Below are 13,894 nucleotides of genomic sequence, written 5' to 3' on the forward strand. Positions count from 1 at the left end.
TATAATCTTTGGTGTATAGTTTTGTTTGCATAACTAAATTATACCAGGGTACGGGCTCCTTCGCGAGCCCGTATTCTCGTTATTAGACAAAAAAGGGCCGTGCAGGATGAACTAATCAACGTTCATTCTGCAACAGCCCCGATTCTTTCTTGTTCTAGACGATCTTCGCCGTATCCCTGGCAATCACCAGCTCTTCATCGGTGGGGATTACAAAGACCTTGACCTTGGAATCCGGGGTGGAGATTTCCACATCCTCACCGCGGATTTTGTTTTTCTCTTCATCGATGGCGATGCCCAGGTAGGACAAATTGGCGCAGAGGGCGGTGCGCAGGGACGGGGTGTTCTCCCCGATGCCTGCCGTGAAGACGATGGCATCCACGCCGTTCATGGCGGCCACATAGGCCCCCACATACTTACGGATGCGGTATTCGTACATCTGGAAAGCTAGGCTGGCCAGCCTGTCGTCATCGGAGATGGCCTTTTCGATGTCCCGCATGTCGCTCACCCCGGCAATGCCAAAAAGCCCCGAGTGCTTGTTGAGCATGGAGTCGATTTCGTGGAGACCCAGCTCTTCCTGTTTCATGATGTAGAAGATGGCACCGGGGTCAATATCACCGCTGCGGGTTCCCATCATCAAACCTTCCAGGGGCGTGAACCCCATGGAGGTATCGATGGATTTGCCGTTTTGCACCGCGGCAATGCTGGCACCGTTGCCCAGGTGGCAGGAGATGATCTTCAGCTCTTCTATGGGCCTGCCCATCAGCTCAGCCGCCCGCTGGGAGACATACTTGTGGCTGGTTCCGTGGAAGCCGTAGCGCCTCACCTTGTGGCGTTGGTAAACGCTGTAGGGGATGGCGTACAAAAAGGCGTGGGGAGGAATGGTGGAATGGAACGCCGTGTCGAACACCGCCACCTGCGGGACATTGGGCATGATCTTTTCTGCAGCCCGAATGCCCGTGAGGTTGGCTGGGTTATGCAGGGGCGCCAGGCCCGCCAAGGAATCGATGATTTCTTTGGTGCGTTCGGTGATCAGCACCGAATCGGAAAAGGATTCCCCGCCATGGACAACCCGGTGGCCCACGGCATCGATTTCCTCAACGCTTTTGATCACGCCGTGTTCAGGGTGGGTGAGGAGGTTCAAACACTCCCTGATGGCGGTGGTGTGCTCCAGGATGGGCATGGCTTTGGATACCTTTTCCCCGCCGATGGGCTGGTGGGTGATCACGGCATTATCCTGACCGACGCGCTCCACCCGCCCTTCCGCCAGGACCTTTTCCTTTTTCATGTCATAGAGTTTATACTTAACTGAGGAAGAACCGCAGTTTAGAACGAAAATGTTCATGATCAATCCTCCTGTTTACCTTGCTGTGTACTTTCGCCTTCGGTGATGAGGGCATCATCTTCAGTGTAGGCCAAAAAGCCCAACCTGGTCTTCACCCCCAGGCGGCGCTCCCGGACATAGCGGCGGATCAGGGGGCAGGGGGCATAGCGCGGCCCGAAAACCTCCTGGAGCTGTTCCATCCAGTTCAGGACCAGATCCAACCCTAAGCGGTCGGCCATCTCCAGGGGTCCTTGGGTCATGCCCCAGGCACGTTTGATGATGGTTTCAGCCTGGTAGGCATCGCAGACCCCTTCGTCAATCAAGTAGGCAGCTTCATTCACCAGGACAGCGAGGGTGCGGGGATTGACCAGTCCCGGGCTTTCTTGGATTTCCACCACCTGTTTACCCAGTCGAGTGGCAAACTGCCTGGCAACTTCCACCGCCTGCTCGTCGGTGTGGGTGCCCCTCACCAGTTCAGCCACGGGTACACTGGGCACCGGAGGAATGAAGTGCAGACCTACCAGGAGATCTGTGCGGTTGATCCCCCTGGCCAGGTCTGAAATCCGCAGGGTGGAAGATGTGGAGATGAACACCACTTCCGGCCGGCAGAGATGGTCTGCCGTGCGCAGCAGTTCCTGTTTGGTATAGAAATGATCAATGGTGGCCTCCACCAGAAGGTCCACTTTGCTCAGCTCTTTCAGGTCCAGGGTATAGCTGATGCGCCCGAGGATCAGCCTCTTTTCCGATTCGGTGATGGCCCATTTGGCCAGTTTCCGGTCGAGGCTCTTCTCGATCCGCCGCAGGGCATCTTGTCCCCCGGCACCTTGCGAAAATAGTATTACATCATAGCCTTTGCTGGCAGCGCATTCGGCGATGCCCCGGCCCAGCCGGCCAGCGCCTAGCACTGCTATTTTTCGAATATCCACTATTTCTACCTCCCATGTTGGCTGCTTCACCTGTTAGTGATTCTAATTTCAAAGGACAGTTTCCTGCCTTGCCTCCCATTTTTGGTTGCCCTTTGGCTCTTTTGTGATAAAATATCCTCAAATCAACGGACTATTGCAGGAAAAAAGGGGGCCCTGGAGTGGACTTTCAGGACAAATTTGGGCGGGAAGGCATAACCTTCGATGACGTTTTGTTGGTACCCGACGCCTCTGAGGTTCTGCCCTCCGAGGTGGACATCACCACACGGTTTTCCAAGAACATCAGGTTGAACATACCTTTGGTCAGTGCCGGTATGGATACGGTCACCGAGTCCCGCATGGCCATCGCCATGGCCAGGGAAGGCGGCATCGGCGTGATCCACAAAAACCTTTCCATCGAGGAGCAGGCCAGTGAAGTGGATCGGGTGAAAAGATCCGAAAGCGGTGTCATCGTCGATCCTTTCTACCTGCATCCCCACAACTCCGTGCGGGAAGCCCTGGCTTTAATGGCCCGCTACCGCATTTCCGGCGTCCCCATTGTGGACAAGGATAAGAAGCTGGTGGGCATTCTAACCAACCGGGATCTGGTGTTCGAGGAGAATGTGGATCAGCCCATTGACAACGTGATGACTAAAGAGGGGCTGATCACGGCTCCCGTCCACACCACGTTGGAGCAGGCCAAGGCCATCTTGCACAAGCACCGCATTGAAAAGCTGCCCCTGGTGGATGAGAATTATGTGCTCAAGGGCTTGATCACCATCAAGGACATTTCCAAAGCCAAGCAGTATCCCAACTCCTCCCGGGACGATAAGGGTCGGCTGGTGGTGGCCGCCGCGGTGGGCGTGGGGGGAGATTCTCTGGAGCGCAGCGCTGCTTTGGTGGAGGCCGGCGTAGATGCGCTGGTGATCGATACCGCCCACGGGCATTCCCGGGGCGTGCTGAAGGCCTTGGAAAGGATCAAGGCCGCCTATGGCGGCAAAGTGGATATCGTCGCGGGCAATGTGGCCACCGGTGAGGCCGCCAAGGCCCTCATCGAAGCGGGGGCAGATGCGGTTAAGGTGGGTATCGGCCCCGGCTCCATCTGCACAACCCGGGTTGTGGCGGGGGTGGGTGTGCCCCAGCTCACCGCCGTTTGGGACTGTGCCCAGGTGGCCCGCTCCTATGGCATTCCGGTGATCGCCGACGGCGGCGTTCGCTACTCGGGAGATATCGTTAAGGCCCTGGCCGCGGGCGGCAGCAGCGTGATGCTGGGCAGCCTCTTGGCGGGTACCGACGAAAGCCCCGGCGAGCAGGAAATCTACCAGGGCCGCAGCTACAAGGTCTATCGCGGTATGGGATCGCTCGCGGCCATGAAAGCCGGCAGCAAGGATCGCTACTTCCAGACGGACAGCAGCAAGCTGGTACCGGAAGGCATCGAAGGCCGGGTCCCCTACAAGGGCCCCGTAAGTGAGACCGTCTTCCAGCTGGTGGGGGGCTTAAGGGCTGGCATGGGTTACTGCGGTGCCCCTGACCTGGAGACCCTCTATGCCAAGGCCCGTTTCATCCGCATTACTCCAGCGGGCACTTTGGAGAGCCATCCCCACACGGTGCAGATCACTAAAGAGGCTCCCAATTATCGAATATAGGAAAAGGGTGCTGTGACCGAATTCCCTCCTGGTGCGTAACTGTGGTAGAGAAGGAGGGGATAGCCATCAGTTACTCGGACGGCAGGTTTTACCGTGATGTACTGCATGGGTTGGCTTACCGCTATTGGTGGGAGAGCCTGGCCAGAACTGGAATCTGGGCTACCGGTTTGGCCTGGCCTGGAGTACTGAACTTAAGGGGATGAGCATAAGCTGAGGGGCGCGGCTGCGCTCCTTTCATCTGGGGGAAGGAGAACTCCATGGAAAACACCAAGGCTGCCTTCTGGTTCTTTGTGGTCATGGGCTTGGTGCTGCTCACCGGGCTGGCGGCCGCGCTCATGGAACCCTCCGCAGATGTGCGGTTGGCCCTTTTGGCCTGGCAGCAGCTTCTGTTCATCGTGGGAGGCTTTCTCGGTTCCAAGCGGGAGCACTATCAGTCCATCTCCCTGCGCAGGCTGGTGCAGGGCTTAGTGTGCGGGGTCGGCCTCTATTTCCTGAACATCCTGGTGGGAGCCCTCACCTTTGCCGCCTTCGCCCAGTTTTTGGGCAGTGGCGCCGTGCGGGAACTGCTGCTTCGGGATCGCGCGCCGGTGGAAATGCTGATCACAAGCGAAAAGCCCTTCGTGGCCTGGGGGGCTGTGCTCCTCCTGCTGGTGGGAGCACCCCTGGGCGAAGAGCTTTTTTTCCGGGGTTTATTGGTGAGCCTGCTGCGCAGCCGTCTCGGGGCGCTTCAGGCCGTCCTTTTGGCTGGTTTGCTTTTTGCCCTCATGCACTTTTATCTGCTCCAGTTTGTGCCGGTACTTGTTTCCGGCATTGTCCTGGGACTGCTCTTTGTGCGCTCGGACAGCATTTATGTGCCCATCGCCGCGCATCTAACCGTGAACGCGCTGGCCCTTTTGGCACTCCTCAGCTCCTTATAACCTCCAAAACTGGTTGACGTCCAGGACAAAGACGATGGCTCCGCCGGCTTCAATTTCCACAGGCACGCCCATGGCCGTGGGCAGCTCCGGGGCCAGCTGCGGGATGATCTTTTTGCGGGGCGCGCAGGTGGTGCGGATGATCTCCAGAACCGGCTCCACTTCGTGGTCCTGCACCCCGATGAGCAAAGTGGTGTTCCCCTGGAGCAGGAAGCCGCCGGTACTGGCCAGTTTGGTTGCTTTGTAGCCGCTTTTGACCAGTGCTTCCATGAGAAAAGCCACATCGTTATCCTCAACTACGGTGATCACAAGCTTCATGGCCCTTCCTCCTCCTTTGCCCCTATAGATTAGACGTTTCCTTGTAAATTCCTGTTTAACCTTGCAGTTTTGCCCTGCGGTCCAGGATGGAGCGGTAAATCTCCTCCACCGCCAGGGCCATTTTTCTGCTGGAGAAATGCTGCAGGGCGTAGCGCCTGCCGAAGCGCCCCAGCTCCTGGAAGTATGCTGGCTGGGGCTGGGCCAGGCTTGCGGCCGCGGCCGCGGGGCAGAACGGGGCCCGGTAAGCCCTGCCGCTGAAGTTGGCTGTCTGCAGCTTTTCTACGTTTTCCGGGGTGACCAGCCCATCGCAGTAGCGGCCGAGCACAAAGGCGGCGCAGCAGGCGGCCATCCCCTCCCTGATTGCCCGGCCGGTACCCACCACCAGGTCTGCCCCCCTCAAGAGGGGTTCAACATCATGCACCCAGCCTAAGTATCTCACCCCCGGGAAGCTGCCTCCCCCAGCACTGACCACTTCCCAACCCCACTGGAGCAGGCATTGGGACAGCTGGTGGAAGTTTTCCTGCTTTTCCGGGGTGGTCTGGGCAAGGAGCAAAGCCCGCTGGCGCCAGCGCTTGGCCCTGGGCCTAAGGCGGGGCAGCCGCACACCGTTTTCCACCACAAAGCAGGGCACCTGGAGATCGCCGAAATCCTCCCGCATCTCCCTGCTGATCAAAATGACCGCGGCCTGCTTTTGGAGCAGCTGTTTGGGCTCGAAGTCCAGGTAATGCACTGTGGTCAAGGTGGGGATGTTCAGCTCCTGCCCCAGGATCAGTGCCGCGGGCAGGGTGTGGGCGGAGTGGTTGTGGATCAGTTCAGGCCCCCATCTAGCTAGCTGTTTGCGAAGCGCCTCGGGTCTGGCGGTGAGCAGGTGGGGGATGCCTGAAGCCTTGAGTCTTTGCAGATAGACCAGATCATTGAGGTCCGCCAGGACCAACAACACGCGGTGACCCAACTCCAGAAGCTCGGCGCAGAGGTCCAGCACATGGGTGGTCTGCCCGTTGCGGTAGAAACGGGTCATCACCAGAATGCGCACAGGCGCGGCCTCCCTTCAAAAAAGCCAAATCCAGCGGGCCGCTGGACTTGGGCTTTTTTTAGCGCTGTACTGTGGGCTGCGGAGGGAAGGGGGGCCAGAAGGCTCCAGATTCGGCCAACTCGAACCACTCCGCACAGCCGATGGGAGATACCTGCTCGCATTCTGGCGGTTCTGGGGCAAAGCGGGCCAGAACCTCCAGCTGCACCAGGGCCACCGCTTTGAGCACTAGGTAGATGCCCACATCGCATTCGATGACCGTTCCGCTGTCCACAGCCCGGCAGTTCAGACAGCGGATGAGGGGCAGAACGACGGCGCTCATGCCGGGCAGGGCTCCCTCTAGACGCACTCCCCTGCGGCGGTACTGCGCGGTCTGCTGGATGAACTGGGTCATCCCGTTGCTGTCGTATTCCACATTCATCACAAAATTGACCACCACATCCATCTCGCCGGCGGCCACAATCACCGCCTCCGCCACCACATCGCTGATGGTGCAGGATACGATGTTGACTGCTAAGGGATAGGAAGGGGGAATGGGGATGCGATAAGTGGGGCAGTCCACGATGGCGCACTCGTTGTAAACCTTATTTACATAGATGACCTCCCGCTGGAAATCAGGCTCGTAATCACACTTCATCCGTAATCCTCCTTTCTCTAAGCCATAGTATGCAGGACCCGAAGCGTGGTGCCTGCCGGGGAAGAAAATGTCTGAATGGCCAGGCCCCTGCATACCTTAGTGGTGAGGGGGTGTTGTTTTGTTCATAGAACTAGACCATCCCATGTTCAGCAGTGTAGAGCTGCGTGGTAAGGCTCTAATAGTCCACTCTATGCAGGCCGGGCCGCGGGTGTTACGGGAAAATGTGCAGGATCTCGCGGTGGCCCTGCAGGGTTCCTTGCTCCGTGTGGTGGCCTTTACCGAGCAGGATCAGGCCTGGTTTTTCTCCGGTGAAGATGAGCTCCACAGCGAGCGTTTGGACTTGGGGGCACCGTATGGCGGAGGGGGCCGCTTGATCTGTGACGGGCTGGGCACATGCCACCTCTTCTACTTCGTCCGGCAGTCACCGGGGTTGAGCTCGCTCCTGCGCCACCAGCGCTTCACCGACAGCTGGTCCAAAGCCCAAACTGTCACGGCCAACGTGTTCGGCGAGCTGTGGGGCTACAGCGTAAGCTGGCACAGTGACCAGTACCTTCATCTTACCTACTTAGGCCACAAAGACAGGCGCCTGCTGTACCGGGTGTACGACTTGGAGCATGGGCTCTGGAGCGGGGCGGTTACCGTTTCCGAGGCTACCTGCGCCCATCCCCAGTTCCTGTCCGCGGGTACGCTTCACCTCTTCTGGCTGGAAGAACTGGATCGCACCGTGCTTAAGGTCCGAAGCAAAAAGGAGCACTGGTCAGCCCCGTTAACCTTATCCACCGGGGGGCAGCATGCCGGTCTGGTGGGCTTTGCCCTGAATGAAGGTGAGTGGAGCGTGCTGTGGGGCGAAGGCAGCGATTTCTACCAAACCCCCCTGGACAGATGGGAGGAGCGCGGCACAGCTGAGCGGGGAGATTTTGAATACCTTTGGAAGGTGCAGGGAGGAATTACGCTGCCCATGTACATAGCCAAGGGGAAGCGGGAGGCCAAGAAAATGGTGGAGCCCCCAGCTGTTCCCGGGGAGCCCGAACCTGCTGCGGAAGAACCGCCGCGGGAGCTCGAGCCTACACCGGAGGATACGGCCCGCCGCCGGCGGGAACAGGAAGAGGCTCGGGCCCAGGCTGCCTTTATGGAGCAGGCTTTCCGCACTTTGCAGGAGTGGGAGCGGGTGAGGGAAGAGGTGCGCAGGTGGCAGCAGGAACTGAAAGCGCCTCCACCAGTTGATCTTGCGCCCTTAACGGCGCGGCTGGAGCGTTTGGAACGGCGCTTGATGAACCTGCAAAAGGCCCAAGAGGCGGAAAAGGCCCTGGGGGAAACGAGCCGCGCTCAGCTGGATAGGGAGCTAACCAGGCTCAAGGCCCGCCTTGATCAGCTGGAGGAGGAAAAGCCTCGGCGCCGCAGCTTCTGGTGGAGGGTCTTGGGCAGGGCCTGAGGCATATACTAGCTCTGAGGCGAAGCGGGGAGGGCTGAGCATGGAAGTGATCGTCTGCGGCCAGGCCAGATCCATTCTGCGTTCCTGCGGCGGTTGAAGGAAGAACCTGCCTCTGGGAGAGGCGGTGGTATATCTCAAACGGGCCGTACGCAGGCGTTTTGGCTCAGAAGTAAATGTACGCCTGGTGAGCCCCGACAGTCCAGAGGCCCGCCAAAGGGGCTGGATCCGGGGGGATGTGCTGCCGGTTGTGATCATCGGCGGCGAGGTGTTTTGCCGGGGGCGTTTTTCCCTGAAAGAGATCATCAACAGGCTATACGCCCTTAAAGGGGTAAAACGGCCTTAAGCTGGACAATCCCATAATTTGGATTTCAAACGCTGGAGTTTTTCCTGCTATAATGGGAAGGCAAGACTAAACAGTAGGAGGAACTCAGCGTGAAACGTCTAAGTGCGGTTGTTCTAACCATCGTTCTACTCGCTGCCGCAGGTGTTCAGGCCAGTGCCTGGGAGTGGTGGGCACCCACACTGCCCAATACGCCTCCCGCTTCCAGCACGCCGTGGCAGCCGAACTGGCCGGTAAACCCCAGCCCCAATCCCAATCCCAATCCCAATCCTAATCCCAATCCCAACCCCAACCCCAACCCAACACCTAATCCCAGCACACCCATCCTGCCGGTACAGCCCAGCCAGCCCGGTTCGGGCTCCCAGGTGCCTGAGCCCAGCCCAAGTCTAACCAGCGATGAGCAGCGGCTCATTGATCAGGTCAACCAGGAGCGGATCAAAAACGGCAAGCAGCCCCTGAAGATCGACTACACCCTGGTGGCCCTGGCAAAAAAGAAGAGCCACGACATGGCTGTCAACAACTACTTCAGCCATGTGTCGCCCACTTACGGCACTGTGTACAGCATGCTGGACCAAGCCGGTGTCAGCTATTCCCGGGCAGGGGAGAACATAGCCAAGACGGGCGATGTGAGCAGGGCCCACACCTTGTTTATGAACTCCGCGGGCCACAGGGCCAACGTCCTCCATTCCGGTTACACCCATATCGGTGTTGGCATTGTCAAACGGGGGACAAGCTACTATGTAACCCAGATCTTCATCAAACGCTAACTGCCAAATGAACCCCGCAGACCATCTGCGGGGTTAAAATATGCTCAGGATCAGTACCTGGACCAGACCGATGATCAATCCCAACACTGCGCCGAACAGCTCAATGTGGCGCAGTTCGTTTTTGGCTACCCGTAAAACCAGCTGCTCCAGCTGGAGCAGATCCAGAGAGTTGATCTTTTCTTCCACCAGCTGGCCCAAGAGCTGGCTCTCCTGCAGCTCCCGGCTCAGGCCTGCAGCCACCTGGCCCAGCAGGGTCTCCAGCTCGGAGGCGACCAAGTCCTCCAGATGGGCGCGAATCTTCTCTTCCGTAGGTTCCAGGATAAAGCGGGGTACAAACCGCCTGAGCTTTTCGGTGAGGCCAGCGGCCACCAGCTGGGCCAGCTTGCTGCGGACCGCTGGGGTGTTGGCTGCCGCGAGGAGCTCCTCCATGGGCAGGATTTCATCGTTCACCACTTCCGCGATGCTCTTGGCCAGCTCCCGTTGGCGTTTCGGCAGCACGCCCAAAAATTCCCAGCCCAAGATGTTCAGCGGTTTCCTGGGCCAAAAGAGCATGCGGATGGCGATGACATTGGTGCCCCAGCCGATCAGGGCCGCCACCAGGGGCAGAGAGATCAGATCCCAAGTCATAGAGATTCCCCTTATCTAGAGTAGACCAAGCTGTCCCCAGTATACCTCAGTGCTGCGGAAAAGCAACAGGATTTAGGGCCGCGGACACGAAGAAGAAGGTGTTGGGGGGAGGAAATTGCTGGCCTGGAAAGTGCTCACCTTTTGCACCATAGCTTTAGCGCTGCTCTGGCAGGGCAGGCCCGCCTATGCCCTGGCCTATCTCCTGCTGCTTTTTTTCTTCGCGGCCCCCGCCCTGCTGGCCAAAAACGGGGAGAGGCTGCAGGTGAGCCGGGGAAGCCGGGAACGGTATCTCTTTCCCGGCGATGAGGCGGAGGTCGTTTTGCAGGTGAGTAACCCAACGCTCTTTCCCTTCGCCTGGGTTTCTGTGCAGGACAGCATACCCAGCAACCTGCTGCGGGGACACCGCCCGGTGCGGCCTGTGCTTTCTTTGGGCCCCCGGCGGACCAGGGAAGTGAGGCTGCCGCTTGTGGCCCGGGAGCGGGGAGTGTACCGCTTGGGCCCGCTGCGGGTGTTTGTGGGCGACTTCTTCGGGATCAGCACGTGTCAATACCAGTCCGCCGAGGCGGAAACAGTTGTGGTCTACCCGCAGGTGCGATCACTGCCGGAGCTGGCCCTGCCTTCCCGGCTATCCTTCGGCAGCATCAAGGCCCTGCAGAGGATCAATCCCGATCCCACCCGGCTTGCCGGGGCGCGGCCCTACCAGATGGGCGATCCCCTGAGGGCCATTCACTGGCCCGCCACCGCCCGCACTCAGCAGCTCCAGGTCAAGCAGTTCGACCATACCGTGACAGTGAACTGCCTGCTTCTGCTCAACTTCTATCAAGGGGATTACCAGGTGGGGAAGTTCTTCGCGGCCACCGAGCGGGCCGTGACCACCGCAGCTTCCCTTGCAGCCCACATCATCCAGCGGGGGGAAGCCTGCGGTTTGGTGGCCAATGCCGTCTTAAGCGAGTACCTGCCGGACCAAGGGGGCATTGTCCACGGTTCTGGGCAGATCCAGCTCCGTCCCAGGCAGGGGGCGCAGCAGCTCAGCGAGCTTTTGGCCGTTTTGGCGGGGGTGCAGCCCCAAGACCATCTGGACTTTTTCACCCTGCTGGAAGGGAGCAGGGAGTATCTAAAGGGTGCCTCCATTCTGCTCTGGATCGTGCCGGTGGATACCCCCAAGGTGCTGGCTGCCGCCGGGGGCTTCCTGCGCCAGGGGCAGAGGGTGTTCATCTTTGCCGTGGAAAAAGTACTCCATCGGGAGCTTTTGTCCAGGCCAGCCAGTTCGCCGCTGCAGCTGTTCGCGGTGGGGCCAGGAGGTGAACTGGAGCTGTGAGTGTGAAAGGTTACCTGCCTGCCCTGGCCGGCATTTTCTCTGCTTCAGTTCTGCTCTTGGGTGCCCTCTATGCGGGCCTTTTTGCTCCGGCTTTAGCGGTGCCTCCTTGGCTGTGGGCTTTCCTGCTGGGCAGCGCGGTGGAAAGTGCCTATTTCGCCGCTTACCTCCTCAGTCCCCGCACTCCCTGGACCGTGCGCCTGCTGGAGCTGGGTTTTTGGCTTGTTCCCCTGTACTTCCTTGCGGGGCGCTCCTGGCGTTTCCTCTGGCTCGGGGGCTTGACCTTCCTAAGCTGGCTTTTGGGCCGGGATTACGGGGCGCAGCTGAGGGACATGGAGAGGGTGGCGGATCTTTTGGGGGATCAGGCGGCCTCCACCGTGAGCTGGGAATACGAGGCTCTGGAGAGCCAGGGCCAAAGCCCTGCGGTGGAGTTTTTCTGGCGCCGTTTGGCGGGGTTTGGCCTGCTCATGGCGGTGCTGGCCAGTGCCGCCCACCGGCGCGGTCTGGTGGAGGGAAGCCACCTGGCCTGGCAGCTGAAGCTGCTGGGGGGTATCGCCCTCTGCGCCGGCCTTACTCTGCAGGGGGGCGCTTATCTTTTCCGGCTCCAGATGCTCTGGTCCTGCGCCAAGGCGGAACCTGATCCCGCTCTGCCTAGGGTGTGGATGCGCAATCTAGGGCTGATCCTCCTGGCCCTGCTGGTTTTGGTCTACCTGGCACCGGTGGATTACTCACCACTGACCGCCGAGACCATTGGCAGGCTGGTCATGGGGCTTTTGCAGAGGGGATGGGAAATGCCTGTGCCCCAGGAACGGTCAGCGGGAGAGCGTCCCCAGTTTCCACAAGAGGAGGCAACCTACGGGGAACCGCAGGGTTTGGACGTCGCCGGCTTGGTTTTCTTGATTATTTCCTTCCTGCTGTTAGCCATCTTTACAGCGATCATCTTGGCCGTGGTGGGCTTCATCTTGGTGGAGCTGACCAAGGCGGAAGTGGAGCGCCTGCGGGGCCTGCCGAAGCTGGCGGCGGCAGCCTATGCTGCCCTGCGCAAAGCGCTGGCCGAGCTGAGCGCGCTCCTGCGCCGGGTCAAACTCCAGCTACCCCAGGCAAGGAGGACCCCCGGGCCCCTGGGGAGGGACCAAGGGGCTGCTCCGCCGGGCCCGGGGGCCAGGATGCACCTGCCGGAGCGGGGGATCAGGGCCCTGCTGCGCCGGATTGCCCGGGAGGCGGGGAAAAAGGGACTGGCTTTTTTGCCCAGCCAGACGCCCTGGGAGTACGGGAAGCTGCTCCAAAGGCGCTTGGGGTCCCAGGAGGATTTGATCGCCGAGTTTTTCCAGGGTTATCAGGCGGTGCGCTATGGCGCAAGAGGCTTGCAGGGAGCTGCAGAGCAGCGGGTGCTAGCTGCTGGAAGGGAGATTCTTAAAAAGATCGAGGCCTTGGAAGGGGAGGAGCAAAGTGACTCAGGTACACGAGGTGGCTGAATTCGGCCGCCAGATGATGGAGAACATAGGGTCAGTTATGGTGGGAAAAGAAACTGCCACCCGTATGCTGCTCGTGGCCCTGCTCAGCGGCGGTCACGTGCTGGTGGAAGATGTGCCTGGGGTGGGGAAAACCATGCTGGCCAGAGCCTTGGCGGCTTCAATTGGGGGCAGCTTCAGCCGCATTCAATGCACCCCGGATCTTCTGCCGTCGGATATCACCGGCCTTTCGGTTTATGACCAAAGGGCGGGTGATTTCGTGTTTCGGCCAGGCCCGCTCATGTCCCAGATCGTGCTGGCGGATGAAATCAACCGGGCCACCCCCCGCACCCAATCCAGCCTTTTGGAAGCCATGGGTGAGGGACAGGTCACGGTGGATGGCCAGACCTACCGCCTGGAGCAGCCCTTCTTGGTCATGGCCACCCAGAACCCGGTGGAATTCGAAGGCACCTTTCCCCTCCCGGAAGCGCAGCTGGACCGCTTTTTCCTCTCCTTGAGTTTGGGTTATCCCAGCGTGTCCCAGGAGAAGGAAGTGCTCTACCGCCTCCAGGAGCGGCATCCCATCGAGGACGTGGCCCCGGTCACAAGCCCCGAGCAGGTCCGCCTGCTGCAGCAGGCGATCACCAAGGTCTATGTGGAGGAATCGGTTGCCGAGTATCTGGTGCGTCTCGTGCAGGCGACCCGCACCCATCCCCAAGTCCAGCTTGGGGCTTCGCCCCGGGGGAGCTTAGCCCTGTTTCGCGCGGCCCAGGCTTTAGCTGCCCTGGAGGGCAGGGATTATGTACTGCCCGACGATGTGAAACAGCTGGCTGTGCCCGTTTTGGCCCACCGCCTGACCCTGAAGGCCGACAGCATCCTGCGGGGGGTGCAGCCTGCTGCGGTGGTGAGGGACCTGCTGCGCCAGGTGCCTGTGGGGGCGGAGGAGCTGAACTAGTTCTAGCTGGGCAAGAAAAACCCCAGCTAAAGGTAAATTTTGGCTGGGCTTATTTGTAAATCCGTGGTATAATTTCACAAAAACGCCTGTTAAGGAGGAACTTGGGACTAAAGGGGGGGAATGTGCCGAGTAGTCGAGATCCCTAAAATAGACAGAATCTTTATCCCAGTTGAATGAGGGTCAAGTCGGGCTACTTAGGCAACTGAGCATGGAGACCAGACTATTTCTAGGGATTGCGG

At 59.6% G+C, this 13,894-nt stretch carries 14 protein-coding genes; 8 read left to right on the forward strand and 6 right to left on the reverse strand.

The annotated features are described in order from the left end of the window. Positions 1 to 154: 154 nt before the first annotated feature. Entirely contained in the window at positions 155 to 1,342 is a 1,188-nt protein-coding gene (locus ACE4YL_RS12830) for an acetate/propionate family kinase (RefSeq protein ID WP_461360451.1), read from the reverse strand. A 2-nt stretch (positions 1,343 to 1,344) separates the two neighbouring features. Further along, positions 1,345 to 2,247 (reverse strand): 3-hydroxyacyl-CoA dehydrogenase family protein, encoded by a 903-nt coding sequence (locus ACE4YL_RS12835; RefSeq protein ID WP_461357753.1) that lies wholly within the window; start codon positions 2,245 to 2,247, stop codon positions 1,345 to 1,347. 158 nt (positions 2,248 to 2,405) lie between these two features. Here ACE4YL_RS12835 and guaB point away from each other — a divergent pair, with 158 nt between their 5' ends. After that, positions 2,406 to 3,869, forward strand: coding sequence for an IMP dehydrogenase (gene guaB, locus ACE4YL_RS12840; protein WP_461360452.1), 1,464 nt, complete (start codon positions 2,406 to 2,408; stop codon positions 3,867 to 3,869). 257 nt (positions 3,870 to 4,126) lie between these two features. Next, positions 4,127 to 4,786 (forward strand): lysostaphin resistance A-like protein, encoded by a 660-nt coding sequence (locus ACE4YL_RS12845; protein WP_461357751.1) that lies wholly within the window; start codon positions 4,127 to 4,129, stop codon positions 4,784 to 4,786. Here ACE4YL_RS12845 and ACE4YL_RS12850 read toward each other — a convergent pair. From ACE4YL_RS12850 to ACE4YL_RS12860, 3 genes are read right to left on the reverse strand one after another with little or no spacing between them, the layout of a single operon-like run. Next, entirely contained in the window at positions 4,781 to 5,101 is a 321-nt protein-coding gene (locus tag ACE4YL_RS12850; RefSeq protein WP_461357750.1) for a cyclic-di-AMP receptor, read from the reverse strand. The genes ACE4YL_RS12845 and ACE4YL_RS12850 overlap by 6 nt on opposite strands. A gap of 55 nt (positions 5,102 to 5,156) precedes the next feature. Continuing rightward, positions 5,157 to 6,134 (reverse strand): glycosyltransferase family 4 protein, encoded by a 978-nt coding sequence (locus tag ACE4YL_RS12855; RefSeq protein WP_461357749.1) that lies wholly within the window; start codon positions 6,132 to 6,134, stop codon positions 5,157 to 5,159. A 58-nt stretch (positions 6,135 to 6,192) separates the two neighbouring features. After that, entirely contained in the window at positions 6,193 to 6,768 is a 576-nt protein-coding gene (locus ACE4YL_RS12860; RefSeq protein WP_461357748.1) for a hypothetical protein, read from the reverse strand. 118 nt (positions 6,769 to 6,886) lie between these two features. Between ACE4YL_RS12860 and ACE4YL_RS12865 the strand changes: the two genes are divergently transcribed. The 3 genes from ACE4YL_RS12865 to ACE4YL_RS12875 all read left to right on the forward strand — a co-directional run bounded on the left by ACE4YL_RS12865 (position 6,887) and on the right by ACE4YL_RS12875 (position 9,307). Beyond that, entirely contained in the window at positions 6,887 to 8,200 is a 1,314-nt protein-coding gene (locus ACE4YL_RS12865; protein WP_461360453.1) for a hypothetical protein, read from the forward strand. Between the two features lie 124 nt (positions 8,201 to 8,324). Beyond that, the gene (locus tag ACE4YL_RS12870) at positions 8,325 to 8,543 is read left to right on the forward strand and encodes a hypothetical protein (protein WP_461357746.1); all 219 of its coding nucleotides are present in this window, start codon (positions 8,325 to 8,327) and stop codon (positions 8,541 to 8,543) included. A gap of 89 nt (positions 8,544 to 8,632) precedes the next feature. Further along, a complete protein-coding gene (locus ACE4YL_RS12875; protein WP_461369695.1) occupies positions 8,633 to 9,307 on the forward strand; it encodes a CAP domain-containing protein in 675 nt (224 codons plus the stop codon). Between the two features lie 33 nt (positions 9,308 to 9,340). On the opposite strand, the gene ACE4YL_RS12880 is transcribed toward ACE4YL_RS12875, so the two are convergent. After that, positions 9,341 to 9,934, reverse strand: coding sequence for a DUF445 domain-containing protein (locus ACE4YL_RS12880; RefSeq protein ID WP_461357744.1), 594 nt, complete (start codon positions 9,932 to 9,934; stop codon positions 9,341 to 9,343). 115 nt (positions 9,935 to 10,049) lie between these two features. Here ACE4YL_RS12880 and ACE4YL_RS12885 point away from each other — a divergent pair, with 115 nt between their 5' ends. The 3 genes from ACE4YL_RS12885 to ACE4YL_RS12895 are packed head-to-tail and all read left to right on the forward strand — an operon-like array spanning position 10,050 to position 13,655. Continuing rightward, on the forward strand, positions 10,050 to 11,252 hold the full coding sequence (locus tag ACE4YL_RS12885) for a DUF58 domain-containing protein (RefSeq protein ID WP_461357743.1): 1,203 nt from the start codon (positions 10,050 to 10,052) through the stop codon (positions 11,250 to 11,252). Further along, positions 11,249 to 12,724, forward strand: a complete 1,476-nt coding sequence (locus ACE4YL_RS12890) for a DUF4129 domain-containing protein (protein WP_461357742.1) — start codon at positions 11,249 to 11,251, stop codon at positions 12,722 to 12,724. The genes ACE4YL_RS12885 and ACE4YL_RS12890 overlap by 4 nt, the downstream gene beginning before the upstream one ends. Positions 12,725 to 12,737: 13 nt before the next feature. Then, positions 12,738 to 13,655, forward strand: coding sequence for an AAA family ATPase (locus ACE4YL_RS12895; protein ID WP_461357755.1), 918 nt, complete (start codon positions 12,738 to 12,740; stop codon positions 13,653 to 13,655). Positions 13,656 to 13,894: the final 239 nt, after the last annotated feature.

This window comes from Candidatus Darwinibacter acetoxidans (assembly GCF_041936445.1).
Lineage (GTDB): Bacteria > Bacillota > Limnochordia > Darwinibacteriales > Darwinibacteriaceae > DTU010.

Coding starts and splice junctions, on each gene's coding strand:
- ACE4YL_RS12845 (WP_461357751.1), top strand. CDS start 4,127: ATGGAAAACACCAAGGCTGCCTTCTGGTTCTTTGTGGTCATGGGCTTG.
- ACE4YL_RS12860 (WP_461357748.1), bottom strand. CDS start 6,768: ATGAAGTGTGATTACGAGCCTGATTTCCAGCGGGAGGTCATCTATGTA.
- ACE4YL_RS12830 (WP_461360451.1), bottom strand. CDS start 1,342: ATGAACATTTTCGTTCTAAACTGCGGTTCTTCCTCAGTTAAGTATAAA.
- ACE4YL_RS12895 (WP_461357755.1), top strand. CDS start 12,738: ATGATGGAGAACATAGGGTCAGTTATGGTGGGAAAAGAAACTGCCACC.
- ACE4YL_RS12850 (WP_461357750.1), bottom strand. CDS start 5,101: ATGAAGCTTGTGATCACCGTAGTTGAGGATAACGATGTGGCTTTTCTC.
- ACE4YL_RS12880 (WP_461357744.1), bottom strand. CDS start 9,934: ATGACTTGGGATCTGATCTCTCTGCCCCTGGTGGCGGCCCTGATCGGC.